We start from the raw sequence: 25,596 nt of genomic DNA, 5'->3' as shown, positions 1-25,596 counted from the left end.
GGGGGAGAAGGGAGAAGGCGCCCCGCAGGGCGCTATTCCTTCACCGCACCGGTCATCGAGGAAACGTAGTGCTCGACGAAGAACGAATAAAGCACCACCACCGGCAGCGAGCCGATCAGGGCTCCGGCCATCAGCGCTCCCCACTCATAGACGTCGGAGCGGACAAGCTCCGTCAGCACCCCGACCGGCACCGTCTTGTTTTCGGACGACTGGATGAACGTCAGCGCATAGATGAATTCGTTCCATGACAGGGTGAATGCGAATATGCCGGCCGAAATCAGGCCGGGCACCGACAGCGGCAGCACGATCTTGATGAGGATCTGCCAGCGGCTCGCCCCGTCGATGAGCGCGCATTCTTCCAGTTCGAACGGGATCGAACGGAAGTAACCCATCAGCAGCCAGGTGCAGAAAGGCACCAGGAAGGTCGGGTAGGTGAGGATGAGCGCGAACGGCGTGTCGTAAAGCCCAAGGTTGAACACCATCACCGACAGCGGGATGAACAGGATCGATGGCGGCACGAGATAGGCGAGGAAGATCGCCAACCCGACCTGCCGCGCCCCCGAAAACCGCAGCCGTTCGATCGCATAGGCCGCGAACACCGCAGCCAGCAGCGACAGGAACGTGGCGGCGGTGGAGATGATGATCGTGTTGAGCAGCCAGCCCGGATAGGACGTGTCGAACAAGAGATAGCGGATGTGCTGGAATGTCGGATGCACGACCCAGAACGGATTGAAATTGGCGTAGTCGGTCATCTCGTGATTGGGTTTAATCGCCGTGATCGTCATCCAGTAGAACGGGAACAACAGCACGATGACGAACACCAGCAACGGCAGATAGACCGTCACCACGCGCCGCGGCAGGCTCTGAAGATAGCCCATGCCGCCTTCGTCGAGTTCCTGCCGTTTGGTTTTTTTGATCGCGGCGCTCTTGATCTCAGCCGTCTTGATCTCAGCCCTCTTGATCTCAGCCATGTCAGTCTCCTCCGCCCTGCTGCCATTTGCGGCGTTGCAGGCCGAAATAGCTGAACAGGATCGCCGCAAGCAGGAACGGGATCATGGCGACCGCGATGGCGGCGCCCTCGCCAAGCTGGCCTCCCGAAATGCCGCGCTGGAACGACAATGTCGCCATCAGATGGGTGGCATTGACCGGTCCGCCGCGGGTCAGCACATAGATCAGCTGGAAGTCGGTGAAGGTGAACAACACCGAAAACGTCATGGTGATGGCGATGATCGGCGTCAGCAGCGGCAGCGTCACAAACCGGAACAATTGCCAGCGACTGGCGCCGTCGAGCGTGGCGGCCTCGTAAAGCGACTGGGGAATGGTCTGCAGGCCGGCTAGCAGCGTGATGGCGACGAACGGAATACCGCGCCACACATTGGCCGCGATCACCGAAGCGCGCGCGTTCTCCGGATCGCCGAGGAAATTGATGCGATGGTCGATCAGGCCCATTTCCATGAGCGCCCATGACAGGATGGAAAACTGCGAATCGTAGATCCACCAGAAGGCGATGGCCGACAGCACCGTCGGCACCACCCACGGCAGCAGCACGATCGCGCGGAAGAACGATTTGAAGGGAAGGTTCTGATTGAGGATAAGCGCCAGCCAGAGGCCGAGCGCGAACTTCAGGATCGACGCGCTGATCGTGTAGAGCAAGGTGTTGAAGACGGAGAGCCAGAAGACGGCGTCGTCCGATAGATATTGGTAGTTTTCGATGCCTATGAAGATGCCGGGGCGGCCGATGCGGGCATCGGTGAAGCCGAGCCAGATGCCGAGCCCGAGCGGATAGGTCAGGAAGACCAGCAGCAGCGCTGCCGCCGGCAGCATGAAGCCGAAGCCAAGCGCGTTCCTGCTGTCGGCCAGGAGCGACAGGCTCCGCGACAGGATCGACGGACGCGGCTGAACGGCGGCGGACGACACGGCCATGGGACGGCTCCTCATACGGTCTGCTGGCATGGTGGCCTGAGAGGCCGCCACGCGATTTCAGGACCAGACCGGGCAGCGCGGTCGCGGCTGCCCGGCTCGGCTGTGATCAAACGCGATAGTAGCGGTTGGCGCGTTTCTCCGCCTCTTCCACCGCCTCCTGCGGCGTCGCCTGGCCCGTCACCGCCTTGGCGAACATGTCGACCAGCACATAGTCGGCCATGGTCGCAGCCGAGGCGTAGCCGAGCGGCCCGGCATAGCCGTTGGGACGCAGCGTCGCCGAGGCCTTGGCGTAAGCGGCATTGTTCGGGTCGGCCGTCCACACCGGATTGTTGTCGAAGGCCTTGAGTGTCTGGCAGCAATAGCCGGCCGAGGAGGTGATCCATTCCGCCATTTGCTGTTCCTCGAACATGAACTGCAGATAGGCTTTTGCCGCGTTGGGGTAGGGCGTGTAGTCGAAGATCACGGCCGTGGTCACCTGGAACAGCTCGACGGATTTCCCGACGGGACCGATCGGCAGGCTGGTCGTGCGCATATCCTTGGCGATTTCAGCCAGTTTCGGATCATTGTCCTTGTTGGTTTTTGCCGTGTTATACACGGAAATGCCGTTGGCGATGACGCCCAGTTCGCCGGCCAGGAAGGCGCGGTTGTTGTTCACGTCGAGCCAGCTTTCGGTGCCGGGGATGAAGGTCTTGTAGAGTTCCTGCGCGTATTCGATCGCCTTGAGCGTCTCGGGGCTGTTGATCGTCACCTTTCCGCTCTCGTCGACCATCTGGCCGCCATGGCTCCAAAGCAGCCAGTGAGCATAGTTGTTGCCGTCGCCGACGCCATGGCCGTGTGTGAAACCGGCCGGATGGCCCTTCGCCTGTAAGGCCTTGCAAAGCTCGAGGAAGCCCGCCGTGTCCTTCGGAAATTCCGAGAAGCCAGCCTCCTTCACCCAGCTTTCCCGATAGACGATGGCATTGCCGATGGTGGCCAAGGGCAGGCCGAGGAATTTTCCCTCGCGCGTCGCATATTGCTTTGGTCCGTCGTGCCAGCCGCCATATTTCGTGCCGAGATACTCACCCAGTTCCGACACATCGTGCAGCTTGTCGGGGTACTGGTGCGGGTCGTCGAACCAGACCAGCATCAGATCTGGACCGGAGCCGACATTGGCGGCGACCGCCGCCTTGGGGCGAATGTCCTCCCAGCTTTCCTTGTCGACGCGGACCTCGACGCCGGTCGCCTCGGTGAACCGCTTGGTGTTGGCCAGCCATTGGTCTTCATCGCCCTGAACGAACGGCGACCAGCGCAGCATGCGCAGCTTTGCGCCGTCTTCGGGCTTGTACGTCAACCCCTCCTGGGCAAAGGCGGAAGAGCCGACGAAGCGGCTTCCCAAGGCTCCCGCCGCCACGCCGGCGGTCGTGCGGATCACGTCACGTCTGGTGAATTTCATGCTCGTTTCCTCCTGTTTATTGTCCTTGCCTTATGGATCCTACTGCCGGGCGCGCAGTTCGAAGCGCTGCCCGGTTTCGCCATGAAAGAGATGGATGAGGCCCGGCTCGGCCGTGAGCCGTACGGTCTCGCCCGGCGTGAAGGAATGGCGCTCGCGGAAATTGGCGACGATCTCGTCACCGCCGGCCGTCCGGCCGATGAGCTGCACTTCCGACCCGGTCGGCTCGACCACCACGACGGTGACTGGAATGCCGTCGTCTTGGGATAGCCGCAGATGCTCGGGGCGTATCCCCAGCACCACCTGCTCGCCGCTGCCGGTCGAAGGTATTGCGGCCAGCGGCAGGGAAATCCCCCCGGAGCCGCGAAAAGACGGTGAGCCGCCATCCGTCGCGATTTCGCCCCTCAGCATGTTCATGGCGGGCGAGCCGATAAAGCTGGCGACAAAAAGGTTGTTGGGCCGGTCGTAGAGCTCCAATGGCGGCCCGATCTGCTCGACGATGCCGTCATGCATGACGACGATCTTGTCGGCCATGGTCATCGCCTCGATCTGGTCGTGGGTGACATAGACCGTCGTGGTCTTCAAGCGCTGGTGCAGTTCCTTGATCTCGGCGCGCATCTGCACCCTGAGCTTGGCGTCGAGATTGGACAGCGGCTCGTCGAACAGGAAGACCGCCGGATCGCGCACGATCGCCCGGCCCATGGCGACGCGCTGGCGCTGGCCGCCGGAAAGCTGCCGGGGATAGCGCTCCAGCAATGGCACCAGCCCCAGGATTTCGGCGGCGCGCTTGACGCTGGCAGCGCTTTCGGCTTTCGCAACACCCTTGAGCATCAGCGAGAACGCCATGTTCTCGGCCACGGTCATGTGCGGGTAGAGCGCGTAGTTCTGGAACACCATGGCGACGTCGCGTTCTTTTGGCGCAACGTTGTTGACGACGCGCTCGCCGATCGCGATCTGGCCGCGCGAAATCTTTTCCAGGCCGGCGATCATCCTGAGAAGGGTCGATTTTCCGCAGCCCGACGGCCCGACCAGCGTGACGAACTCGCCATCCTCGATATCGACGCTGACACCGTGGAGAATCTCGACGGTTCCGAATGATTTGTAGACATCGCCAATCGCGACAGACGCCATCGATTTCCTCCCGAATGCTTCCTGCGACGTCTTCGAAGGAAACCGCTTCCTAACTGGCCGCGGCAGTTCCCAAAGCTCCTCCCTGGTCACGCGCGATGATGAAACGGTAGCGCTACCAGACTGCCCTGTAAAGCCGCTGCGTGGCAAGCACGCTTCTTCGTCGCGCCTGATCGTGTTTGTCCCCAATGGGATTGGAGTTCGCCATATCCAGGGTCGTAGCAGGAGCATGATTTGCCCAGCCCCAGCTCTTAAAACCGGAGGTGCGAGAAGCCATCAGTGACGACACCAGCCTAATCGGAAACTTCGGTTTGCGGCCGGTCGCGGCCGTCGGCGAGCTCGTCGTGCCATTTGCCTTCGGCGTCCTCGTACTGGATGCCGTCGGTGGTGCCGGCGACCTGCTGTTCGGCCGAAGCGATCTCGGCGGCGCGCAGCGCGTCCTCGTGAGTGGGGAACGTCTCCGAAAATGTCTCGCCGACCTTATAGGCCCAGCCCCCGTCATGCTCGACGATCTTGTAGGTCAGCTTGGCCATGAAATCCTCCAGTGGAAAAAGCTCAGGTTGCTCAATGCAGTTTGCGGTCGGGCAGTTTGCCTTCGGGCAATCTCTCTTCGGGAACCAGCACGTCCGATTCCATGGCGGCCTCGACCAATGCCCGGCGCGCATCCGCTGTCGAACGATAACCTTCCAGCACTTTTAGGCAAGTGTCGAGAGCATCGCGATGCCGAGGGCCACGATTGAGCGGCCAGACCGTCATCAGGCACTCCGCAGCTTCCTGGGTGCTGCGGATCTCACGGTATTTGCCGACACGGCCAAGTTCGACCACGACCGGCTTTTCAAAAGGCTTGCTGTCCATCATCGCCGCCAACGCGGAGCCGCTGATTTGGTTGCACGCCCCTCGGCGTGCGCAAATGTCTCGGGGTAACGGTCGTTGCGGCGGCGGCCCTGCAATCGGGCCGGTCAGCCGGCCGCCTTCATCCAGTGCTGCATCGTCGTCACCGAGCGGGCAAGCTGCGGCGCCGGCTGGATTTTTTCGCCGAAGGTGGCCGCGGCGCGCCACGCCCAGCGCGGATCGGCGAGGAAGGCGCGGGCCAGGGCCACCATGTCGGCACGGCCCTCGGCGACGATCGCCTCGGCCTGCTTCGGATCGTCGATCAGGCCGACGGCCCTTGTCGGGATTCCGGCGCCGTTGCGAACGGCCTCCGCCAGGTGCACCTGGTAGCCGCGACCTGCCGGCAGCTTCTGCAGGGGCGAATTGCCGCCGCTCGAGCAGCAGAGATAGGCGACATCAGCTGATTTCAGCGCCTTGGCCACTTCGATTGCGTCGGCGACGTCGAAGCCGCCATCGACCCATTCCTTGACCGACAGACGCGCCCCGAGCATCAGCCCGGGCACTGCCTTTCTCACCGCCTTGGCGATCTCGACGACAAAACGCATGCGGTTTTCCAGCGAGCCGCCCCAGCGGTCGGTGCGCTGGTTGGAAAGCGGCGACAGGAACTGGAAGATCAGATAGCCGTGCGCCGCGTGCAATTCGATGAAATCGAAGCCGGCACGTTCGGCCCGCCTTGCCGCCTCGGCGAAGCGTTCGATGATCTGCAGGATCTCCTCATCCTCCAGCGCCCTCGGCACGTGCCAGCCCGTGTCGTAGGCGATTGCCGAGGCCGACACGATCGGCCACGGGTCCTGATCGGCGTTCAGCGGCCCGCCGCCTTCCCAAGGTTTCTGGTTGGAGGCCTTGCGGCCGGCATGGGCAAGCTGCGTGCCGAACCTGGTGCCGGGGGCGGCGACGCGCTTGGCCGCATCGAGCGCGCGCCGGGCGGCCGCCTCGTTGTCGTCGGAATAAAGGCCGAGGCAGCCATGCGAGATGCGGCCGCGCCGCTCGACGTCGGTCATCTCGACGGTGACCATGCCGGCGCCGGACATCGCCAGGTTCATCCAGTGATACAGGTGCCAGTCGCTGGCCGAGCCGTCTTCAGCGGAATACTGGCACATCGGCGCCACCGCAATGCGGTTGGGAAAGGTCAGGCCGTCAAGCGTGATCGGCTGGAAAAGGGATGGGGTCATCAGGAAACTCCGGGGAGGGGCTGTCGCTATTTAGGCAATGGATTGCGCCTGCGCCATACACGAGGCGGTGAAGCTGCTAATCTCCCCCCTTGCGGGGGAGATGCCCGGCAGGGCAGAGGGGGGTGCTGTCCCTCCGACCCGTCAAGACATGAGTTCCTCGCTCCGCAAAGCGGCCGGTGAGGGGGCTTTCGTGGGGGCGAGGAACCCAAGCTGGAATGAGGCCGCGATCCGTCCCACCCCCCTCTGTCCTGCCGGACATCTCCCCCGCAAGGGGGGAGATCGGATGTCGCTTCAGCTTTCGCCAATCACTAGCGCTGGAAGGCAGGGCGACGCCCTGAATTGCTGTCGGGATTGCGCGAAGGCCCGATCACCGCTACGCCTCGCCGGCAACACGGAGTGCACCATGGAAGACCGCATTCGCATCCGTTCGGAGGAAGTCCTTTCCGACGACTGGGCCGTCCTGAAAAAGACCGTCCTCGATTATCGCCGGCGCGACGGGCAGTGGGAGACGCAGATCCGCCAGACCTACGATCGCGGCGACGGCGCGGTGATCCTGCCTTACGACCCGGAGCGCTCGACGGTTCTGCTCGTGCGGCAGTTCCGCTACGCGGCCTACGTCACCGGCCACCGCGAGCCGCTGATCGAGGCCTGCGCCGGCCTGCTCGATGAACACGATCCCGAAACCTGCATCCGCAAGGAGGCGGAAGAGGAACTCGGCTATAGGCTGAAGGACGTCGAACGGCTGTTTTCGCCCTTCATGAGCCCCGGCAGCGTGACCGAGCGGCTCTGGTTTTTCGTCGCCCGCTATTCGCCGACCGACCGCATCTCCGATGGCGGCGGCGCGCCGGACGAAGGCGAAGACATCGAGGTCCTGGAAATGCCGCTCGACGAGGCGCTGGCCGGCATCCACGACGGCAGCATCATCGACGCCAAGACCATCATCCTGATCCAGCATCTGAAGCTGAACCCGATCCCGGTGTGATCCAAGCCGGAACCTGCATGCGCCAGCGCGGTGGCGCCGGCGTTGCTGGTGCGGACGACGGGAATCGAACCCGTACGATCAGAGATCGAGGGATTTTAAGTCCCTTGCGTCTACCAATTCCGCCACGTCCGCAGGCCAGTCCTTTTCAGCCGCCAGCCAAGGGCCGTCAAGCCACCTTCTGCCACCGAAAAATCTGATACTGGAGGCGCGCCTTGTCGCTGCGCTGCAAAACACCCGCGACTTCGTCATCCCAGGGCGAAGCAAGGAGCGAAGCGACGCGGCCTGGAATCCATGCCGTTACGTTGGGGCGCTGCTGCGGTGCAGAACCTTTGATCGCCGAGGGACAGCCCCTCTGTCCTGCCGGACATCTCCCCCACTTGGGGGGATTGGCTTTCATCACTGATTTCGCCAACCACCAACCTGGCAAAAAGGACGCTGTCCGCGAAGCTGCCGATCTCCCCCCTCGTGGGGGAGATGCCAAGTTTTGGCAAAGAGGGCAGGACAGAGGGGGGGCGCGAAGGATCGCTACGGAGCGCTTTTATTCTGAGCCGCTGCGTTCTTCGGCTGATGTCACGGAATGGATCCTAGGGTCTGCGCCGCGTCGCTTCGCTCCTTGCTTGCCCTAGGATGACGAAGGCGCGGGAGCTTACGGCTAATCGCAGACGTTGGAGATTGGCGGCTGCGGGCCGGTCAGCAGCGACTTGGTAAGAAAGCCACCTTGGCGGCAGGTCCGTGGCGCAAATCAGCGCCGTGCCGAAATCCACGGCCTAGCTGCCGCGACCCGGCCATCGGCAACCCCTTCGCCAGCGAGGGGCCAATCACATTCAAACAAGATCGCCGGAACCATTTCGCAACGGTTGAGTTCGGGCTAAAGCTACTGGAACCCCTGATATGACAGAGTTTGACACAGGACAAGGGAAGTCTGTTGCCTACGCGGTACGGCAATTGCTGCGTTCCGAAGACTATCGCCAGCACTTGCACGGCGTGCTGAATCTTGCCGTCGACCCACGACTGCCCAGCATCTTTGTCCCATTGCTTGAGGCGCTTGATCAGGCCGGGCGGGAACCGTTTCGGCATTCCCGGAGCCCAAACGAGCGATAACCGAGAAAACGCGCTGACTTCTCCTGTACCCGCTATTTTCTCCACCCCATGACTCAACGCTACGACATTGAGAAGACACCTGAAGGCACCTGGGACATCATCGATGTGTTCACGGGACTGCCGGTTGTCGAGGTCGGCGTCCCGTTGATCGACATGCCGATCGAAGAGGCCGACGATCTGGTCGAGCTTCTCAACTGCCGCGACAGGGAACAACGGGGCGATACTTGAGCGCCCGATTTCCTGATCGAAACTCCCGAACAAGCTGATTTGCCGCAACCGGACTCGTCTTCCGGTTGAGGCATTTTGTCGTGGACGGCGCCTCGCAGCGCCGCCGACGGCGCCTCCGGCAACGACAGGTGAAGACCGCGTATCAGCACACGACCCAAAAGTTCCCCGCTGGTCAAAATCCGCGCGGCTTGGCACAGTCGGGAAAACAGGAGTCTCCTCATGGCGAAGACCGCGCGTGCGACGAAACCAAAACCCTGGGCCGAGGCGGCGACGCATCTGGTCGACGTCGCCATGGGCAGGAGGCCCGCCGATCTCGTCATCCGCAACGGGCGCTGGGTCAACGTTCATTCCGGCGAGATCATCGCCGGCACCGACATTGCCATTGCCGGCGGCCGTTTCGCCTATTGCGGGCCGAATGCCGGCCATGCCATCGGCCAGGGCACCAAGGTGGTCGACGCCGGCGGGCGCTATCTGGTGCCGGGCCTTTGCGACGCGCACATGCATGTCGAGAGCGGCATGGTGACGGTGACGGAGTTCTGCCGCGCGGTCATCCCGCATGGCACCACCTCGATGTTCATCGACCCGCACGAGATCGCCAATGTGCTCGGCCTGCCGGGTGTGCGGCTGATGCATGACGAGGCCGTTGCCATGCCGATCAACGTGCTTGTGCAGATGCCGTCCTGCGTGCCTTCCGCACCTGGGCTGGAGCATGCCGGCGCCGAGCTGACGGTTGCCGATGTGACCGAGGCGATGGGCTGGGAAAACATCGTCGGACTTGGCGAGGTGATGAACTTTCCCGGTGTCGCGGCCAACGATCCGGTGATGGCCGGCGAGATCGCCGCGACGGTGAGGGCGGGCAAGACCGTTGGCGGCCATTATGCCTCGCGCGATCTCGGCCTGCCGTTCCACGGCTACGTCGCCGGCGGCCCCGAGGACGACCACGAAGGCACGCGCGCCGAGGACGCCATCGCCCGCGTCCGCCAGGGCATGAAGGCAATGCTGAGGCTGGGCTCGGCATGGTACGACGTTGCCTCGCAGATCAAGGCGGTGACGGAGAGCGGGCTCGATCCGCGCAACTTCATCCTGTGCACCGACGACAGCCATTCCGGGACGCTCGTCCATGAAGGCCATATGGACCGGGTGGTCCGCCACGCCATCAGCCAAGGGGTAAAGCCGGTGACCGCGATCCAGATGGCGACGCTCAACACCGCCCAGCATTTCAGGCTGGAGCGCGAACTGGGGTCGATCGCGCCGGGGCGGCTCGCCGATCTGCTGATCGTCTCCGATCTGGCGGCAATGACCATCGACGAGGTCTATGGCCGCGGCGTCAGGCTGGCCAAGGGCGGCAAGCTCGACATCGACATCCCGGCCTATGACTATCCGAAGACGGCAAAGAACACCGTCAGGCTCGGCAAGAAGCTCAAACCGGGGGATTTCGACATCGTAGCGCCTGTCGGCGCCAACGAAATTCGGGTGCGGGTCATCGGCGTGATCGAGAACCAGGCGCCGACGCGGGCGCTCGAGGCCGACCTTCCGGTGGAGGACGGGCTGGTCGCCATGGACCGTCGCAACGACGTCTGCCAGATCGCGCTGGTCGAGCGCCACCGCGGCACGGGCGGCGTCACCAACGCCTTCGTCTCCGGCTTCGGCTATATGAGCGACTGCGCCATGGCCTCCAGCGTGGCGCATGATGCGCACCACATCATCGTCGTCGGCACCAGCAAGCAGGACATGGCATTGGCGGTCAACCGGCTGGGCGAGGTCGGCGGTGGCGTCGTGCTGTTCTCCAGGGGCAAGGAACTGGCGCTGGTCGAAATGCCGATCGCCGGCCTGATGTCGGACGAGCGCGCCGAAATCGTCGCCGCCAAGGCCGACAAGCTGACCGAGGCAATGCGCCAGATGGGCTGTTCGCTGAACAACGCCTACATGCAGCACTCGCTGCTGGCGCTGGTCGTCATCCCGGAACTGAGGATTTCCGATGTCGGCCTGATCGATGTGACGACGTTCCAGAAGGTCGACCTGTTCGTCTGACAACGACCAAGGGCTCCACGTCCTCATCCGCCGGTGGCGATGGTCAGCACCTTGAACGGCGTGGTGATGACGATCTCGGCGACGGAGCCGACGGCCTTGCCGATGCCCTGGCCGAGATTGTCGATCGGCCGCGCCGGATCGACCTCGTCTGATGCCAGGCCGGCCGGGGCGCGCAGCCGGTCGCCGAGCAGTTGCACCAGGAACGGGTTGTCGGCGAATTTGGCGTGGTTCAGGCGGTCGCCGCCTTTGGTCTTGCTCAGGTCGACCACCGACACGCCATAGCTGGCGAGGTCGGCGGCGTCGCCATAGTCGCCGACGCGCGGCTTGTCGCCGGAGATCAGCGAGGACAGCCTCAGGGCGCGATCGTCGCCCGAAAGCAGGATGGCGAAAGGCTTGTCGGGCTTGCCGTAACGGATCATCTGCTTCTTGAATACATCGACATCGATGTCGGGCGAGGCCAGGATGACATAGCCGAGCCTGTCGCCGAGATCACGGTCGCCGGTGATGGCAAGCTGGCGGAGCGCCTCCATCGTCACCCAGGTGCCCATCGAATGAGCGATGATGTCGATGCTCGTGGCCTTCGTCTTGGCCAGCATCCGCAACGTCTCTTCGAGATCGTCGCGCGCCGCGTTGGCGCTTTCCTTGTCGTAGATATAGCCCGTGGTCTTGCCGCTCGACGCCCATGAGAACAGCACCGGCGTGCCGGAGTATTTGGTGTCGTGCGCGATCTGCGTCAGCCGGTAGATGCCGTCGTCGAAACCGTTGTTGAAGCCGTGCACGAAAACCAGAGCGCGGTCGCCGCGCATGGCGATGTCGGCGCCGACCGCCTTGGCGAATTGCGGGGCGCCTTCGTAGAATTCGACCTCGGTTGCCGTGAAGTCCTTCGCCGGGTTGCTGTTGGCGGAGCCCCTGACCCGCTCGATGGCGCCGACCTGATGGGTTTTCGGGACGGTGACTTCGACACTGGCAAAACTGGTGGTCGGTGAACGGTCACCGTCGAACACCTGCCGCGGGTCCTTCGTCGCCTTTTTTCGGGTGGTGGCGACGAAGATCTCATGCGTGGCGGCGATGTCGGAGGCAGGCACCGTCACGGTCGTCGTGTTGAGAAGGTCGTGGGTCTTGCGGCCAGCGCAGCCGGTCACCGCGAGCGCAAACGCTACGACGAGAAAAGTCTTCGAACGCACCTCACTGCCCGAGCAGGCTGATGCGGTCGGTCACCTCGCGGTCGCTGGCAAATCCGTCATCCTCGCGCAGCCGCTGGCCGATCATCTTCACCAGTTCGGGGTTGTCGGCAAATTTGGTGTGGTTGAAGCGGTCCGATCCCTTGACGCTGGAGAGATCGACGACGCTCACGCCATAGTCGGCGAGGTCGGCGGCGTCCTTGTAATCGCCGACGCGCGGCCGCGAGCCGGCGATCAGGCCGGAGAGCCGCAGCGCCCGGTCGTCGTCGGATAAAAGCAGGATGAATGGCTTATTCGGCTTGCCGTAGCGGCGCATCTGGCTCTTGAACACGTCGACATCGATGTCGGGCGAGGCCAGCACGACGTCACCGAGCTTGCCGCTGAGATCGCGGTCGCCATTGATGGCGAGCTGGCGCAGCGCTTCCATGGTAACCCAGGTTCCCAGCGAGTGGGCGACGATGTCGATGCGCCGCGCGCCGGTCTGCGAAAGCATTCTCAGCGTCACTTCCAATTGGTCGCGGGCAGCACTGGCGCTTTCCCTGTCGTAGACATAGTCCCGGGTCTTGGCGCCCGACGCCCAGGAAAACAGCACCGGCGTGCCCGGGTAGCCGGAATCATGGGCGATCTGGGTGACGCGGTAGACGGCGGCGTCGAAGCCGGTGTTGTAGCCATGGACGAAAAGCATGACGCGGCCGCCGCGCGCGGCGATGTCGGCACTGAGCGCGTTGGAGAATTTCGGCGCGGTGTCGTAGCCGACGACGTCGGAGGCCATGAAGTATTTGGCAGGGTCGTTCGACTTGCCGCGCGAGCGCCGCTCGATCTGACCGGCTTCGTGGGTTCCCGGCACGGTGACGTTGACGCGGGCATAGTTCAGCGTGGCCGAGCGCTCACGGTCGAAAACCTTGCTGGGATCGTCGGAGCGCTTGCGCGTCGTGGCGATGAAGATGCTGTGGTTGCCGGCGATATCGGTCACCGGCGCCGACACCATGGCGCTGCCGAGCAGTTCCTCGGTCTGCCGGCCGCCACAGCCGGCAACGAGCAAAGCAAGGGCAAGGATGCAAATCTTCTTCAACTCTAGAATTCCACTCCGGCCGAAAGGCTTGATCCAACCTCCGCGACCCCTCCCGGACAGCCGAAGTGCGGCAGAAGTAAGTCGTTTCCTACCGAAATGCGCTCAGCGGCTTGCGACAGTCATCGCACTGTTGCGCGAAAGCCAGAACGATTGCCCTGATCAAACACGTACGGCGTGTGCTAGCTTCGCGAACACCACAGACGATCCGGGGTAATTTTTTCGATGACCAGTTTCTCTTCCCGCGTCGCGGTCGCCGCTGCCGCGATCCGCCAGATTTTCCCGGAAACGCCGCTGCAGGAAAACGACTATCTGTCGAAGAAGACCGGCGCGCGCGTGCTGCTGAAGCGCGAGGACCTGTCGCCGGTGCGCTCCTACAAGATCAGGGGCGCCTTCAATTTCTTCCGCAAGGCGCTCGCCGCCGGCAACGATGCCGAGCTGTTCGTCTGCGCTTCCGCCGGCAACCATGCCCAGGGCTTTGCCTTCGTCTGCCGTCATTTCGGCAAGCGAGGCGTGGTGTTCATGCCGGTGACCACGCCGCAGCAGAAGATCGACAAGACGCGGCTGTTCGGCGGCGAATTCGTCGAGATCAGGCTGGTGGGCGACTTTTTCGACGACTGCTACCGCGCCGCCTCCGAATTCACCGAAAGCGCCGGCGCGCACATGGTGCCGCCGTTCGACCACAAGGACATCATCGAGGGGCAGGCGACGGTCGCCTACGAGATATCAGGCCAGATGCCGGGCGCGCGCATGCCCGACATCATCATGCTGCCGGTCGGCGGCGGCGGACTGGCAGCGGGTGTGACGCATTATTTCGCCGACCAGCGCCGCGACACGCGCTTCGTCTTCTGCGAGCCGGCCGGCGCGCCAAGCCTGAGCGAGAGCCTCGCCACCGGCAAGCGCATCAAGCTTGCCAGGGTCGACAATTTCGTCGATGGCGCCGCGGTGGCCGAGATCGGCCGCGAGCCGTTGCGGCATCTCAGGGCGTTTGCCACCGAGGCGGTGCGGCTAATCCCGGAAAACCGGCTCTGCGCGACGATGATCGAGATGCTGAACGTCGAAGGCGTGGTGCTGGAGCCGGCCGGCGCACTGGCGATTGACGCGCTGAAGGATTTTTCGAAGAAGGAAATCAGGGGCAAGACCATCGTCGCGGTGGTTTCGGGCGGCAATTTCGATTTTGAGCGGCTGCCGGACGTGAAGGAAAGGGCGCTGCGTTTCGAGGGGCTGAAGAAGTATTTCATCATCCGCTTTCCGCAGCGGCCAGGCGCGCTGCGCGACTTCCTCGAATTGCTCGGTCCCGACGACGATATCGCCCGCTTCGAATATCTTAAGAAATCGGCGCGCAATTTCGGTTCGGTGCTGATCGGCATCGAAACCAAGGACCGCCGCAATTTCGAGTTGCTCAACGCCAATTTCGAGGCCGAGGGCGTCCAGTATCAGGACATCACCGACAACGAGACGCTGGCCGGGTTCATCATATGAGCGCCCGGGCGAAGATTTTCGTTGCGTTGTTTTCCGGCATCAATGTCGGCGGCAACCGCATCGTCAAGATGGCGGAGTTGCGGTCGTTCTTCGAGGAGCTCGGCTTTGGCGACGTCGCCAGCTATGTGCAGAGCGGCAATGTCGTGTTCCGTTCGGCAAAGGGCGATGCGGCCACGCTGACCAAACAGCTGGAAACGGCCTTCGAGAAGAAATGGGGATTTCACTCGCGCATCATGGTGCGCGATCTCGGCTGGTTCGAGCGGCTGGTGGCGGAAAATCCCTATCCGGAAGTCGCCGGGGAGCCGACGAAGCTTCACGCCTATGTGCTGGAGCGCCCGCCGACCGCCGACGAGGTCGCGCGGCTAGCCGAAAAATGCACCGGTCCCGAACGGTTCGAGATCAGGGGCGACGTGCTTTACCTGCACGCACCGGAAGGCCTCGGCAAATCGGTATTTGCCAACCTCATCCCGCGCACGCTGAAAGTGCCCGCCACCGCGCGCAACTGGCGCACGGTGCTGATGCTGCTGGCGATGGCCGGCCACGGGGGTGGCTGACTCAGGGCCGCTGCACTCCTCGGTCACTGTAACGGTATGGATCCTGGGGTCGACGAAGCCATGGTAGCGTAAAGCCAATCGCGAATGTTGGAGATTGGCTGAACCTCTTTCCGTTCGTCATCCTAGGGCGGAGCAGGAGCGAAGCGACGTCGCGGAGACCCTAGGATCCATGCCGTCACCTCTTAGCATCGCAGCGCCGACCGGCAGGGCAGCACCTCATGACGATGGAGCGTGCTTCCAGCCGAAGGTCAGCTCTTCGCGAAAAGCGAAGCGTTTGATGTGGTCGGCGACGACCGTCTCCAGGCGCTCCAGCGAGCCGGCTTCGTCAGCGGTTACCGCGATATGCAGCGCTGCCGGGTCGGCATCGAGAACCGTGCGGCCCAGTGAGAGATCGATCGTGCCGTGGTTCAGATCGAACTCGACGGGAAACTTGTGCGCCCAATGTTTGCAGAGCTGCTGCAGATAGCGGCTCGCATGTTCAGTGACGACATCGGCATGGCTGGTCGGCATGAATGGATTTCTCCCTGGGCAAGCGCGCATCTTTGGATGCGCCAATTTCGAAGCAGGCGCGATGGCCGAACAGATAGGCGCGATTCCGAGAAACGCCATAAATCGTTCGGCTTGGTCGTGCCCGCTCTCGATCTTGTGATAGGTTACCAGCTTCCGGTATTGGGCATCGACGCCCAGGGCTCGGCCTTGGCCTTGGCCGGGCCTTTCTGCAAAAGCTCGATCGAAATGCCATCCGGCGATTTGACGAAGGCCATGTTGCCGTCGCGCGGCGGCCGGTTGATGGTGACGCCCTTGTCCATCAGCTGCTGGCAGGTGGCGTAGATGTCGTCGACCTCGTAGGCGAGGTGGCCGAAATTGCGGCCGCCCTTGTAGTCTTCCGGATCCCAATTGTAGGTGAGCTCGATCAGCGGCGCCTTGTCGGTGATGCCGCTTTGCTCGTCTTCGTCCGCTGCGAGGAAGATCAGCGTGTAGCGCCCCTGTTCGTTTTCGTGGCGGCGCACTTCCTTGAGGCCAAGCTTGATGCAGTAGAAATCGAGCGAGGCATCGATGTCGGCAACACGGACCATGGTGTGGAGGTAGCGCATGTGATTTTTCCTCGAAATGTTGTGTTGCGGCGGAACATAGGGGCCACCCGGCCAAAGGGCAATTCCCGATAGCCGCTCCTGCCGGCAAACAACAAATCCGGTATTCCCGCAATGAACCGTGAAAAAACGCAGGTCAGGTCTTGCACACACCGGAAACGGAAGTGTTAATCTAACGTCAAGAATCAGTTGCGGTATTCTTGGAAAAAGGGGGGCGTTGTTATGGGGGAAAAAGCCTCTTTCATGGGGCGGGACGGAACCGGTCACGACGCCTTGCAAAGAGACGAGAGCGGCGACACGGCCGGTCTTGTCGAGATTGCGGGCGCTATCAAATGGTTCGACGTGGCCAAGGGTTACGGTTTCATTCTTCCCGATGACGGCTCTTCCGGCGATATTCTCCTCCATGTGACATGTCTTCGAAAAGACGGTTTCCAGACCGCCTTGGAAGGTGCGCGCGTTGTCTGCCTGGTCAAGCAAGGTGAGCGCGGATTGCAGGCGTTCCGCGTGCTCTCCATGGATCTCACCACGGCGACCCATCCGGCGGAGATGCAGGAGCAGCGCACCCACGTCTCGGTGACGCCGGAAAGCGGCCTCGAACGGGCGCTGGTGAAATGGTTCAACCGCACCAAGGGGTTCGGTTTCCTGACCCGGGGCGAGGGCACCGAGGACATTTTCGTCCACATGGAGACGCTGCGCCGTTACGGCATTACCGAGCTCAGGCCGGGGCAGGTCGTGCTGGTCCGCTTCGGGCGCGGCGACAAAGGCCTTATGGCTGCCGAAATTCACCCGGATATGGGTACCTTGCCCGTTTCGCACTAAAGTCCCACCCCGATCGAATCGGGACGCGACCTGGTGCTTTCCGCTTGACCGTGATCTTTTTCGAACCGTAGGTTCGCGATCATGGTCCAGGTAGTTTGATACTCAGGTCAGGCCGTGCCGAAAATGGTGGGTTCCGAGAACCGGAGCGGAGCGTACTTTTGGGTACGTGAGCACCGGAAGCACAGGAAACCGCCGTTTGCAGGCCGACCTCACCTGAATTTCAACATACCTAGGACGATGGCCGAGGAGTCTGAATGAGTTACAGGAACTGGCTGACAACGGGCGTAGTCTGCGCCGCGATCGCCTTTGTCATCGCCGCAGGCGCTTTCTTCCATTCGCAGCAACCGGCTTCGGCAGACAGCCGGGCGATGATCCTTGCCGTCGACCCGCAGCCGCTGGTCGCGGTGACGAAAGGCGGCGAACGCTCTTTCTCCGTCGAAATCGCCGACACCTCGGCCGAGCGCGAGGCCGGCCTGATGTTTCGCGAGGAGATGGCCGACGATCATGGCATGCTGTTCGTGTTCCAGGAGCCTCGGGATGTCAGCTTCTGGATGAAGAACACGCCGATGCCGCTCGACCTGATCTTTGTCGGTGAGGACGGCAGGATCCGGGCGATCAAGCGAGGCGAGCCGCAATCCGAGGCGATGATCTCGCCCGGCGAGCCGGTTCGCTTCGTGCTCGAGCTCAAGGCGGGCACCGCCGCCAGGAGCGGCATCGAGGACGGCGACCTGTTGCGTCACCCGGCAATCGGCACTGCGCACAACTGAACGCGCAGGATCCATGCAGATGCAGTTTTTCTCCCATGACGGTTTTGACCTTGCCTTTCTCGACCGCCAGCCGGCATCGGGGCAGGGCGATCCGGTGCTCATGATCCATGGCTTTGCCTCGACCCATTACGTCAACTGGGTGTCGCCCGGCTGGTTCAAGGCGCTGAACGATGCCGGCTACCGCGCCATCGCCTTCGACAATCGCGGCCACGGCGCCTCGTCGAAAAGCTATGAACAGGCCGATTATACGCCGGCAAAAATGGCTTCCGACGGGGCAGCGTTGCTGAACCATCTCGGCATCGAACGCGCCCATGTCGTGGGCTATTCGATGGGCGCGCGGATTTCCGCTTTCCTGGCGCTTTCCGATCCGGACAAGGTGGCGACGCTGGTCTTTGGCGGTCTCGGCGTCGGCATGGTCGACGGCGTCGGCGACTGGGATCCGATCGCCGCCGCCCTTCTGGCCGACGACCCCGATGCCACCAGCCATCCGCGCGGCCGCTCGTTTCGCGCCTTCGCCGACCAGACCCGCAGCGACCGTCGGGCGCTGGCCGCCTGCATTGCCACTTCACGGGAATTGCTGGCCGAGGCCGACATCGCGCGCATTGCCCAGCCGACGTTGATTGCGGTCGGCACCAAGGACGATATCGGCGGTTCGCCCGACGAACTGGCCGCCTTGATGCCGAACGCCAGGGCTTTCCACATCGAGGGCCGCGACCACATGCTGGCCGTCGGCGACAAGTCCTTCAAGCAGCGGGTGCTGGAGTTTTATGCCGAAAATCCGCTGTGAGTAAATCGGTGGTTGAGTTGGGTTGACCCAAGGCCTGAGGGATGCAGCGGCTCAGGACAAAGCCGATCCGAAGCGATCCTTCGCGCCGGCATCAAAGGTGCAGCAGCAGCGCTCACGCCCCGAGCGCTTCGAGCGAACGCGCCATGTTTTGCCGAGCCTGAGCCTCGAACCGCTGCCGGAACTCCTCGGTGTGGAAGATGTGCGGGCGGGCGAGGAAACTCTTCAGAACCGCACTGCGGCCGGCGCGCCACATCGGCTCTTCCACCCAGCCATATTCGCGGCGCACCGCCTGTTCATAGGCGTCGAACGCATCAGGCGGCGCCCCCAGGATCGCCAGGTCCATATCGAGGAACAGCGCTGCGTCGCGGGCGGCATTCTCGTCGTCAGACCGCGGCAACTCATGCGTGGCGGTGGCTGATATCATCGCCGTGATGCGGCCAAGGCGCTGTTCATCGGTGCGGCCGGCCAGCTTTTTCTCGGCAAGGGCGGCACTCCTCGCCTCGTTGTCCTTGGCCCGGCTGTCATAGATGGCGTCGTGGAACCAGATCGCCGCCTCGACCGCCTCGGGGTCGTGCAACGATGCCCGATAGTGGCCGGCCATCGCCAGCATCGCCTCGATATGGCCGAGGTTGTGATAGTGACGACCCTCCGCCTCATAGAGCGCGGAAAGCTCGCGCTTCAGCGGCTCGTCGATCAAGGCTTGGTTTTCCATCGCCGCTTGAATTTCCGTGAACCAAATCCATTTGACAAAGCACTAAGGAAAATTGAGTTCAACCGTGGTATGATCTGGCTTATAGAGCATGTCGCGCAAAAGTGCGCAGCGGTTTTGGTGCCAAGCCGGAGACATTAGGCCGGAGACCATTGATGAACAGCGTTACGATTGCCCGCCCGACCATGGTGAAGCCGATCGACCCGATCTGGCGCTCGATCCGCGACGAAGCGATGGAGGCGGTCAACCGCGATCCGCTGCTGGCGGCGTTCCTCTATTCGACCATCCTCAACCAGGAAAGCCTGGAGGAGGCGGTCATCCATCGGCTGGCCGAGCGGCTCGCCCATCAGGATATCGGTTCCGATCTCATCCGCCAGACATTCAAGGCGATGGCAGCCGACGACAACGACTGGTCGTCGACGGTGCGTGTCGACATCCAGGCCTATTACGACCGCGATCCGGCCTGCGACCGCTTCATCATGCCGGTGCTCTATTTCAAGGGTTTTCATGCCATCCAGACGCACCGGCTGGCACATTGGCTGTGGAACCAGGGCCGCCAGGATTTCGCGCTCTACCTGCAGAGCCGGTCGTCCTCGGTGTTCCAGACCGACATCAACCCGGCCGCCCGCATCGGCAAGGGCATCTTCCTCGACCACGCCACCGGCCTCGTCGTCGGCCAGACGGCGGTGATCGAGGACGACGTGTCGATCCTGCACGGCGTGACGCTGGGCGGCACCGGCAAAGCCGGCGGCGACCGCCATCCAAAAATCCGCTACGGCGTGCTGATCGGCGCCGGCGCCAAGATCCTCGGCAACATCGAAGTCGGCCATTGCTCCAAGATCGCGGCAGGCTCGGTGGTACTGTCGCCGGTGCCGCACAACAAGACGGTTGCCGGCGTGCCGGCCCGCGTCGTCGGCGAGACCGGCTGCGACCGGCCCTCGCGGCAGATGGACCAGCTTTTGCCGTCGCAGTCGATGGACCACGTCGTCAGCTTCGATATTTGAGCGCTCGGGCAGGGGCCCTTTGCAAAGGCGTCTTTCTCCCCGTCACTATACGGGGAGAAATGCCCGGCAGGGCTGAGGGGCAGCGCAAACCTCAAGCGATTGCCCTGGTTCTCTCGCCGGCTTGCCTTTACATCGCCATTGTCGACGTGCCAGAAGCGCGCTCAAACGAGCAAGACCGACGATCGGAGAAGACTTTTGAAGCCGGACGAAATCAGAAAGCTGGACGCCTATTTCAAGCGCGTCTTCCAGAACCCCAAGCTTGAAGTGAAGGCGCGGCCGCGCAAGGATGATTCGGCCGAGGTCTATGTCGGCGACGAATTCCTCGGCATCGTCTTCAAGGACGAGGACGACGGCGACTATAATTTCTCGATGGCGATCCTCGACATCGACCTCGCCTGAGCCGGGAGTTTACGACTGGCGGCAGGCCGCCATGCCTTCGTCATCCTAGGGCGAAGCGAACGCGAAGCGGAGCGCAGACCCTGGGATCCAGGCCGTGACATCGGCCGAAGAATACAGCGGTCAAGAACTGTCCTCCGCTGCTTCGCGGCAAGATAAGGAAGGCAATCCTGGCAAAGGCCGCTCCCGGCACTGCATATTCTGCATCGCTTCGGCGCTCGAAAGTCACGGAATGGATCCTTGGGTCTTTGCGGTTCGCTTCGCTGCCACCCGCCCGAGGATGACGAAAGGAGAGGCGTTTTCGCCAATCTCCGCCGTTTGCGATTGCCCCAAAGCGCCTCGCATAATCCCTCAGACACAATGCGTTAGAGTCCGGCCTTCAGCATACGCGCAGCCTTGGCGGCGATGGTTGCGTCGAGCGCCTGCCAGTCGCTCAGAAATTCCATGGGAAAGCGGTAGGTGAGGCTGAGATTGTCGCCGACCAGAATGTCGCGTTCGCAGGGCGCCAGCGATTGCGCAGCACTTGGGCCGCTCAGGCAGCGGGCCACGAACGGGTCCTTGCCCCGGCGATTGCCGACCGCCAGCACCTCGTTGAAATAGCCCGATTTTTCATTGAAGCCGTAGAGCGTCGTGCCGCCCGGACCGGGCGTGCCGGGCTCGACGATCAGGGCGCTGTAGATCGGCGCGAAGCGGCCGCTCATGTCACGCGACATGACCTGTCGTTCGAACGACAGAAAGATGATGCTCCTGCTGGGTCCAGTGTGGTTGAAATCGTCGCGGGCCGCCTCGCTGTAGCCGTCCATTTCGGGATAACGCAGATAGAGGTCGAGGCGCGAGGCGATGCCGTCGCGCCGCGCCTGGTCGAAGCGGATGACATTGGCCGGCACGGCGATGACGTTGTTGCCGATCACCACCTCGTGGACTGTCGTGTCGTCGGTATATCCGGCCATGGCGATCGAGCGGCCCAACCATTTGCCGCCAAGGCTGATCGTCATCGAAAGCACTGCCAGCGCCGCGAACACGTAGAACACCCGCTTCATCAGCTTGGAATCGACGATGGCGAGTTGCGGACCGTTGGCGGCGGCTGCCTGCTTCATCGCGATCCCCGATTATCGGCAGCCTGTCTCAATGTGTCTGTTCCCTTGGGCTGTCCTTGAGCGACCCATGTGCGTGGCACGGCTCTTGCGGCACGCCTGTCGAAACACGACTGTGCGATTTCATGGTAAATGGAAGGTGAAGATGGGTCCGGTCGGACACACACTCGTTGCTTTTAGTGTTGCCTGACGGCGCTGATCTCTTGCGGTTGCACGGCGACGATCTTTGGCGTTGGGCGTCGTGCTGATCGACATTGCATCCCAGGCAGGCACTCTCCTAGGGTCGACCGATCTTTCAGCCTGAGACGATTCGGAGGAGAAAAATGCCGCTCTATGCGATCGACGGAAAGGCCCCCGGTTTCGAGGACGCCGACAGCAACTGGATCGCGCCCGACGCTACCCTGATCGGCGACATACAGATCGGCCGCAACGCGGGCTTCTGGTTCGGCGTCGTCATCCGCGGCGACGACGAGCCGATCATCATCGGCGCCGATACCAATGTGCAGGAACACACGGTCATGCATACCGATGTCGGTTTTCCCCTGACCATCGGGCAAGGCTGCACGATCGGCCATCGCGCCTTGCTGCATGGCTGCACGATCGGCGACAACAGCCTGATCGGCATGGGCGCCATCGTGCTGAACGGCGCGAAGATCGGCAGGAATTCGCTGGTCGGCGCCGGCGCCCTGGTCACCGAAGGCAAGGAATTCCCCGACAATTCGCTGATCATCGGCTCGCCCGCTCGTTTGGCGCGAACACTGGACGATGCCGCGGTGGCAAGCCTGCGCGCTTCGGCCGCGCACTACGTTGCCAACGGCAAACGCTTCAAGGCGGGACTGACGAAGGCCTGAGCCCAGCTTCGGCTATATGGTTCACCGGCATCGCCGCCCAACTCACCGTCCATTGGAGCCGCGCATCGTCATCGCATCGCGCAGCAACGAAGCGCCGGCTTCAAAACCGGCATTGTCGGCGTCCTCGAGGGCTGTCGTATAGTCGTCGATGCGGGTTTCGAGCGATGGGTCGGCGCCCGCCGTCAACAGCAGGCGGATGGCATCGACGCTACGGATGGCGACCGCATAGTGAAGCGGTGTCCAGTCGTTTACGCCCCGCATGTTCGGGTCTGCGCCCCCATCGATTAGGATTCGGACTATTTCCAGTCTGTCAGCCCGGTCGGTGGACAGTGCCGCGATGATTGCCGGAAAACCGCCGTGGTGGTGATAGTTCGGGTCCGAGCCCGCATCCAGTAAGATCGAGATGAAAGCGGCGGGGCTCCAATAAATCGCATACTCCAGTGGATGCCCAAGGCCGAGTTCAAACGGCATCTGCTCGTCGAACCAGCCGGGTGAGCCGCCGAGGGCCACACCGAGGCCCTCGAAGTCGCCCGCCTTGAACGCGTCGTCGATGGCCTTGAACAGGCGGTGGCGCTCGCATCGATCTTCCGGGATTTCCAACATCGCAGCGATCCGGAGGTTGAATTGGCCGCCATATTGCTCCCATCCGCCGCTGCCTGAAAGCCTCATGGGCGGGTTGCGATTGGAGAGCAGGTCGATAGCTTTGCGCAGCCGTACGCCGACCTTATCGCATCGACATCAAGTTCGTGATCAGACCTGCCTTGATGTCGAGTGCGGGTCGATGGGCCGCCGGATGACCAATGTCGTTCAGCTGATCGGGCGTCAAGTCGGCCTGTGCCCTGCGTCTTGCGACGGTGCGCCGCCACCCCCTGAATTCGGCAATCACCATTGCTACGCCCTTCAGGCTCGGTCCAAACAAATGTCTTTTCGAGGTGCGGGCGGCGCGAGTTTGCGTGTCAGCCATTTTTAGTCTCCCATTTCGAGATTTGCGGATGAGAGCGTGCCATGCGGCTGTTTTCGGGCTGTTCGGCTGTGCGTTAAAAAAACGGAAAAGCCCGACGAGCTGCCGTTAAATCGGTGTTAAATCCATCTACCGGAATGCTATTCTGCCGCGGCGGTCAAAGTCTGGAGACGGATCTGTGCGCATCAGGTTGCTGGGCGGCTTCGAGATTACCTCCCCGGAGGGCCGGCCCGTCCGCTTCGCCACGCGCAAGACTTCGCTGCTCTTTGCTGCCTTGGTGCTGGCGGGCCGCCGCGGCCATCGTCGCGAGCAGCTTTCCGAAGCCTTTTGGCCGGGACGAAGCAATGGCCAGGCGCGCAATAGTTTGCGGCAAGCGCTGGTCGACATCCGGCGGTCGTTCCCGACTATCAAGGATGCCACCGTCCACATTGACGGAGATCAGGAAGCCATCGCGCTGATTGCCGGTCCGGATGACGCGGACATTTCGATCTTCGACCGGAAACTGGAGCAGGGCGGGGCGGCCGATCTCGCCTTCGCCGCCGACCTCTACCGCGGTGGGGTGCTTGCGGGGGAAGCCATTCCTGAGGAACTGGATGAGTGGTTTGGACCCTATCTGGACAGGTATCAGCGCAAGGCGCTGCAGTTGGTCGATCGGCTGAGCCTCGCGCTGCCGATACCCGGCTCAGCGGAAGAGACGGCCTGCGAAGGGCTGGCAGAGAGATTGCTCGCCTCAGATCCCACCGCGGAGGCCGCCCATCGGGCGCTGATCCGGATCCATGCCCATCGCGGTCACGAAAACGCCGCCTTGCGCCAGTTCGAGCTTTGTCGGACTGCCCTGAAAAAGCAGCTGGATGCGGAGCCGGAGGCGCAGACAAGCTCGCTGGCGGCTTCTCTGCAGTCCCGCGAACGAACTGGACATCAGCAGCCGGGGCCAAGCTCTGGCGTCGCGGCGCCGGCGCAGATGCTGGTCCCAACGAGACACGACGACCAGCCGTCAATTGCGGTGCTGCCGTTTCAGAATCTAAGCGGTGATATCGAGCAGGAATATTTTGCCGACGGTATGGTGGAAGACATCGTCACCGCCCTGGCTCACTTCCGCCACCTGTTCGTAGTCGCACGGAATTCGAGTTTTACCTACAAGGGACGGTCGATAGACATAAAGCAGGTCGGGCGTGAACTGGGCGTGCGCTATGTGGTCGAGGGAAGTGTGCGTCGGGCGGGTGACCGCCTGCGCATCGCCGGACAGCTCATCGACACCTCGACGGGGGCGTATCTATGGGCCGATCGTTTTGACGGAATGCTCGCCGAAGGATCTGCAGGATCAGGTCGCCTCGAGCATCGTCGGCGCAATCACGCCGAAGGTGGAGGAGGCTGAAATCGAGCGTGCCAAACGCAAGCCGACAGAAAGCCTCGACGCTTACGACTACTACCTCCGCGGGCTGGAGGCCTTTGACCGGACGATCACTAGTAGATCGGCCATTGACGAAGCCTTGCGCCTCTTCATGAAGGCGATCGACCGTGATCCGGAGTTCGCGATAGCCCATGCGCGGGCGGCGCGGTGCTACGCTACCCGAAAAAGCAACGGCTGGATGGTCGACCGCGCGGAAGAGATTGCCGAGGCTACTCGACTGGCCAGGAGAGCGGTCGAACTCGGAAGGGACGATGCGATTGCGCTTTCCTACGGTGGATACGTCCTCGGCTACGTAGGCGGCGANCTTGATGACAGTGCNGCTTGCATCGATCGCGCGCTCGCTCTCAACCCGAACTTGGCCGCNGCTTTNGGCGTCAGCAGCTGGGTGCNGGCTTGCTTGGGCGAGCCAGGCAAGGCCGTCGAGCACGCCGCGCTTGCCATGCGTCTTAAGCCCATTGGTCCACGCCTGTTCGCTTGGCAGTTCAACACCGGGCTCGCTCATTTTTGTGCCGGCCACTACGATGACGCTGTCGCT

At 62.7% G+C, this 25,596-nt stretch carries 26 protein-coding genes, 1 tRNA gene and 1 pseudogene; 12 read left to right on the top strand and 16 right to left on the bottom strand.

What is annotated here, in order from left to right; translation table 11 throughout:
- Nucleotides 1-32: 32 nt before the first annotated feature.
- The 7 genes from M727_RS0132970 to M727_RS0132940 form a co-directional block, all read right to left on the bottom strand.
- Complete coding sequence (locus M727_RS0132970; protein WP_051407758.1) at nt 33-878, bottom strand: carbohydrate ABC transporter permease; 846 nt, start codon at nt 876-878, stop codon at nt 33-35.
- A gap of 94 nt (nt 879-972) precedes the next feature.
- On the bottom strand, nt 973-1,923 hold the full coding sequence (locus M727_RS0132965) for a sugar ABC transporter permease (protein WP_023798201.1): 951 nt from the start codon (nt 1,921-1,923) through the stop codon (nt 973-975).
- A 106-nt stretch (nt 1,924-2,029) separates the two neighbouring features.
- Complete coding sequence (locus M727_RS0132960; protein WP_023798200.1) at nt 2,030-3,355, bottom strand: ABC transporter substrate-binding protein; 1,326 nt, start codon at nt 3,353-3,355, stop codon at nt 2,030-2,032.
- Between the two features lie 39 nt (nt 3,356-3,394).
- On the bottom strand, nt 3,395-4,483 hold the full coding sequence (ugpC, locus tag M727_RS0132955) for a sn-glycerol-3-phosphate ABC transporter ATP-binding protein UgpC (protein WP_023798199.1): 1,089 nt from the start codon (nt 4,481-4,483) through the stop codon (nt 3,395-3,397).
- 290 nt (nt 4,484-4,773) lie between these two features.
- Nucleotides 4,774-5,013, bottom strand: a complete 240-nt coding sequence (locus M727_RS0132950) for a DUF2188 domain-containing protein (RefSeq protein WP_023798198.1) — start codon at nt 5,011-5,013, stop codon at nt 4,774-4,776.
- Between the two features lie 31 nt (nt 5,014-5,044).
- Nucleotides 5,045-5,338, bottom strand: coding sequence for a DUF982 domain-containing protein (locus M727_RS0132945; RefSeq protein WP_036264394.1), 294 nt, complete (start codon nt 5,336-5,338; stop codon nt 5,045-5,047).
- A 101-nt stretch (nt 5,339-5,439) separates the two neighbouring features.
- Nucleotides 5,440-6,543, bottom strand: a complete 1,104-nt coding sequence (locus M727_RS0132940; RefSeq protein WP_027156057.1) for an NADH:flavin oxidoreductase/NADH oxidase — start codon at nt 6,541-6,543, stop codon at nt 5,440-5,442.
- 403 nt (nt 6,544-6,946) lie between these two features.
- Here M727_RS0132940 and M727_RS0132935 point away from each other — a divergent pair, with 403 nt between their 5' ends.
- Nucleotides 6,947-7,525, top strand: coding sequence for an NUDIX domain-containing protein (locus M727_RS0132935; RefSeq protein WP_027156056.1), 579 nt, complete (start codon nt 6,947-6,949; stop codon nt 7,523-7,525).
- 46 nt (nt 7,526-7,571) lie between these two features.
- Here the strand turns inward: M727_RS0132935 and M727_RS0132930 are convergent.
- Nucleotides 7,572-7,657 (bottom strand) — tRNA-Leu (locus M727_RS0132930).
- A gap of 1,017 nt (nt 7,658-8,674) precedes the next feature.
- Here M727_RS0132930 and M727_RS0132925 point away from each other — a divergent pair.
- Nucleotides 8,675-8,854 (top strand): hypothetical protein, encoded by a 180-nt coding sequence (locus M727_RS0132925; protein ID WP_027156055.1) that lies wholly within the window; start codon nt 8,675-8,677, stop codon nt 8,852-8,854.
- A gap of 219 nt (nt 8,855-9,073) precedes the next feature.
- Nucleotides 9,074-10,885, top strand: a complete 1,812-nt coding sequence (gene ade / locus M727_RS0132920) for an adenine deaminase (RefSeq protein ID WP_027156054.1) — start codon at nt 9,074-9,076, stop codon at nt 10,883-10,885.
- A gap of 23 nt (nt 10,886-10,908) precedes the next feature.
- Here ade and M727_RS0132915 read toward each other — a convergent pair whose 3' ends face one another.
- Complete coding sequence (locus M727_RS0132915) at nt 10,909-12,069, bottom strand: alpha/beta hydrolase (protein WP_027156053.1); 1,161 nt, start codon at nt 12,067-12,069, stop codon at nt 10,909-10,911.
- A 1-nt stretch (nt 12,070) separates the two neighbouring features.
- Nucleotides 12,071-13,138 carry an alpha/beta hydrolase gene (locus M727_RS0132910; protein ID WP_245269140.1) on the bottom strand — a complete coding sequence of 356 codons (1,068 nt, stop codon included), beginning with the start codon at nt 13,136-13,138 and terminating at the stop codon, nt 12,071-12,073.
- Nucleotides 13,139-13,360: 222 nt separating this feature from the next.
- Between M727_RS0132910 and ilvA the strand changes: the two genes are divergently transcribed.
- Together ilvA and M727_RS0132900 are read left to right on the top strand one after the other, a co-directional pair.
- A complete protein-coding gene (ilvA, locus tag M727_RS0132905) occupies nt 13,361-14,617 on the top strand; it encodes a threonine ammonia-lyase IlvA (RefSeq protein WP_027156051.1) in 1,257 nt (418 codons plus the stop codon).
- Nucleotides 14,614-15,171 (top strand): DUF1697 domain-containing protein, encoded by a 558-nt coding sequence (locus M727_RS0132900; RefSeq protein WP_027156050.1) that lies wholly within the window; start codon nt 14,614-14,616, stop codon nt 15,169-15,171. The genes ilvA and M727_RS0132900 overlap by 4 nt, the downstream gene beginning before the upstream one ends.
- Before the next feature lie 216 nt (nt 15,172-15,387).
- Here the strand turns inward: M727_RS0132900 and M727_RS0132895 are convergent, their stop codons facing one another.
- On the bottom strand, nt 15,388-15,681 hold the full coding sequence (locus M727_RS0132895; RefSeq protein ID WP_027156049.1) for a DUF2218 domain-containing protein: 294 nt from the start codon (nt 15,679-15,681) through the stop codon (nt 15,388-15,390).
- Between the two features lie 143 nt (nt 15,682-15,824).
- Complete coding sequence (gloA, locus tag M727_RS0132890) at nt 15,825-16,265, bottom strand: lactoylglutathione lyase (RefSeq protein WP_027156048.1); 441 nt, start codon at nt 16,263-16,265, stop codon at nt 15,825-15,827.
- A gap of 240 nt (nt 16,266-16,505) precedes the next feature.
- On the opposite strand from gloA, the gene M727_RS0132885 reads away from it, so the two are divergent.
- The 3 genes from M727_RS0132885 to M727_RS0132875 all read left to right on the top strand — a co-directional run bounded on the left by M727_RS0132885 (nt 16,506) and on the right by M727_RS0132875 (nt 18,635).
- On the top strand, nt 16,506-17,081 hold the full coding sequence (locus tag M727_RS0132885) for a cold-shock protein (protein ID WP_329608822.1): 576 nt from the start codon (nt 16,506-16,508) through the stop codon (nt 17,079-17,081).
- Between the two features lie 254 nt (nt 17,082-17,335).
- Nucleotides 17,336-17,848, top strand: a complete 513-nt coding sequence (locus M727_RS0132880; RefSeq protein WP_027156046.1) for a DUF192 domain-containing protein — start codon at nt 17,336-17,338, stop codon at nt 17,846-17,848.
- Nucleotides 17,849-17,867: 19 nt separating this feature from the next.
- Nucleotides 17,868-18,635, top strand: a complete 768-nt coding sequence (locus M727_RS0132875; protein ID WP_027156045.1) for an alpha/beta hydrolase — start codon at nt 17,868-17,870, stop codon at nt 18,633-18,635.
- 112 nt (nt 18,636-18,747) lie between these two features.
- On the opposite strand, the gene M727_RS0132870 is transcribed toward M727_RS0132875, so the two are convergent.
- Complete coding sequence (locus M727_RS0132870) at nt 18,748-19,347, bottom strand: hypothetical protein (protein ID WP_027156044.1); 600 nt, start codon at nt 19,345-19,347, stop codon at nt 18,748-18,750.
- 152 nt (nt 19,348-19,499) lie between these two features.
- On the opposite strand from M727_RS0132870, the gene cysE reads away from it, so the two are divergent.
- Entirely contained in the window at nt 19,500-20,348 is an 849-nt protein-coding gene (gene cysE / locus M727_RS0132865; protein ID WP_027156043.1) for a serine O-acetyltransferase, read from the top strand.
- A gap of 195 nt (nt 20,349-20,543) precedes the next feature.
- Nucleotides 20,544-20,747 (top strand): DUF3126 family protein, encoded by a 204-nt coding sequence (locus M727_RS0132860; protein ID WP_013531334.1) that lies wholly within the window; start codon nt 20,544-20,546, stop codon nt 20,745-20,747.
- A 362-nt stretch (nt 20,748-21,109) separates the two neighbouring features.
- Here M727_RS0132860 and M727_RS0132855 read toward each other — a convergent pair whose 3' ends face one another.
- A complete protein-coding gene (locus M727_RS0132855; protein WP_027156042.1) occupies nt 21,110-21,841 on the bottom strand; it encodes a hypothetical protein in 732 nt (243 codons plus the stop codon).
- A 320-nt stretch (nt 21,842-22,161) separates the two neighbouring features.
- Between M727_RS0132855 and M727_RS0132850 the strand changes: the two genes are divergently transcribed.
- On the top strand, nt 22,162-22,689 hold the full coding sequence (locus M727_RS0132850) for a gamma carbonic anhydrase family protein (RefSeq protein ID WP_027156041.1): 528 nt from the start codon (nt 22,162-22,164) through the stop codon (nt 22,687-22,689).
- 42 nt (nt 22,690-22,731) lie between these two features.
- Here M727_RS0132850 and M727_RS0132845 read toward each other — a convergent pair whose 3' ends face one another.
- Entirely contained in the window at nt 22,732-23,358 is a 627-nt protein-coding gene (locus M727_RS0132845) for an ankyrin repeat domain-containing protein (RefSeq protein ID WP_084647016.1), read from the bottom strand.
- Nucleotides 23,359-23,413: 55 nt separating this feature from the next.
- Nucleotides 23,414-23,653: a hypothetical protein gene (locus tag M727_RS0132840; RefSeq protein WP_027156039.1), complete on the bottom strand. Its 240-nt coding sequence runs from the start codon at nt 23,651-23,653 to the stop codon at nt 23,414-23,416.
- Nucleotides 23,654-23,828: 175 nt separating this feature from the next.
- Here M727_RS0132840 and M727_RS38770 point away from each other — a divergent pair.
- Nucleotides 23,829-25,596 (top strand): annotated as a pseudogene (locus M727_RS38770) (BTAD domain-containing putative transcriptional regulator); the annotation flags it as partial.

Source organism: Mesorhizobium sp. WSM2561, from assembly GCF_000513915.1.
Taxonomy (GTDB): domain Bacteria; phylum Pseudomonadota; class Alphaproteobacteria; order Rhizobiales; family Rhizobiaceae; genus Mesorhizobium; species Mesorhizobium muleiense.
The sequence above is the reverse complement of the archived record's forward strand: the minus strand, read 5'-3'. Positions and strand labels throughout refer to the sequence as shown.

Coding starts and splice junctions, on each gene's coding strand:
- M727_RS0132970 (WP_051407758.1), bottom strand. CDS start 878: ATGGGCTATCTTCAGAGCCTGCCGCGGCGCGTGGTGACGGTCTATCTG.
- M727_RS0132965 (WP_023798201.1), bottom strand. CDS start 1,923: ATGGCCGTGTCGTCCGCCGCCGTTCAGCCGCGTCCGTCGATCCTGTCG.
- M727_RS0132960 (WP_023798200.1), bottom strand. CDS start 3,355: ATGAAATTCACCAGACGTGACGTGATCCGCACGACCGCCGGCGTGGCG.
- ugpC (WP_023798199.1), bottom strand. CDS start 4,483: ATGGCGTCTGTCGCGATTGGCGATGTCTACAAATCATTCGGAACCGTC.
- M727_RS0132950 (WP_023798198.1), bottom strand. CDS start 5,013: ATGGCCAAGCTGACCTACAAGATCGTCGAGCATGACGGGGGCTGGGCC.
- M727_RS0132945 (WP_036264394.1), bottom strand. CDS start 5,338: ATGATGGACAGCAAGCCTTTTGAAAAGCCGGTCGTGGTCGAACTTGGC.
- M727_RS0132940 (WP_027156057.1), bottom strand. CDS start 6,543: ATGACCCCATCCCTTTTCCAGCCGATCACGCTTGACGGCCTGACCTTT.
- M727_RS0132935 (WP_027156056.1), top strand. CDS start 6,947: ATGGAAGACCGCATTCGCATCCGTTCGGAGGAAGTCCTTTCCGACGAC.
- M727_RS0132925 (WP_027156055.1), top strand. CDS start 8,675: ATGACTCAACGCTACGACATTGAGAAGACACCTGAAGGCACCTGGGAC.
- ade (WP_027156054.1), top strand. CDS start 9,074: ATGGCGAAGACCGCGCGTGCGACGAAACCAAAACCCTGGGCCGAGGCG.
- ilvA (WP_027156051.1), top strand. CDS start 13,361: ATGACCAGTTTCTCTTCCCGCGTCGCGGTCGCCGCTGCCGCGATCCGC.
- M727_RS0132900 (WP_027156050.1), top strand. CDS start 14,614: ATGAGCGCCCGGGCGAAGATTTTCGTTGCGTTGTTTTCCGGCATCAAT.
- M727_RS0132895 (WP_027156049.1), bottom strand. CDS start 15,681: ATGCCGACCAGCCATGCCGATGTCGTCACTGAACATGCGAGCCGCTAT.
- gloA (WP_027156048.1), bottom strand. CDS start 16,265: ATGCGCTACCTCCACACCATGGTCCGTGTTGCCGACATCGATGCCTCG.
- M727_RS0132885 (WP_329608822.1), top strand. CDS start 16,506: ATGGGGCGGGACGGAACCGGTCACGACGCCTTGCAAAGAGACGAGAGC.
- M727_RS0132880 (WP_027156046.1), top strand. CDS start 17,336: ATGAGTTACAGGAACTGGCTGACAACGGGCGTAGTCTGCGCCGCGATC.
- M727_RS0132875 (WP_027156045.1), top strand. CDS start 17,868: ATGCAGTTTTTCTCCCATGACGGTTTTGACCTTGCCTTTCTCGACCGC.
- M727_RS0132870 (WP_027156044.1), bottom strand. CDS start 19,347: ATGGAAAACCAAGCCTTGATCGACGAGCCGCTGAAGCGCGAGCTTTCC.
- cysE (WP_027156043.1), top strand. CDS start 19,500: ATGAACAGCGTTACGATTGCCCGCCCGACCATGGTGAAGCCGATCGAC.
- M727_RS0132855 (WP_027156042.1), bottom strand. CDS start 21,841: ATGAAGCAGGCAGCCGCCGCCAACGGTCCGCAACTCGCCATCGTCGAT.
- M727_RS0132850 (WP_027156041.1), top strand. CDS start 22,162: ATGCCGCTCTATGCGATCGACGGAAAGGCCCCCGGTTTCGAGGACGCC.
- M727_RS0132845 (WP_084647016.1), bottom strand. CDS start 23,358: ATGAGGCTTTCAGGCAGCGGCGGATGGGAGCAATATGGCGGCCAATTC.
- M727_RS0132840 (WP_027156039.1), bottom strand. CDS start 23,653: ATGGCTGACACGCAAACTCGCGCCGCCCGCACCTCGAAAAGACATTTG.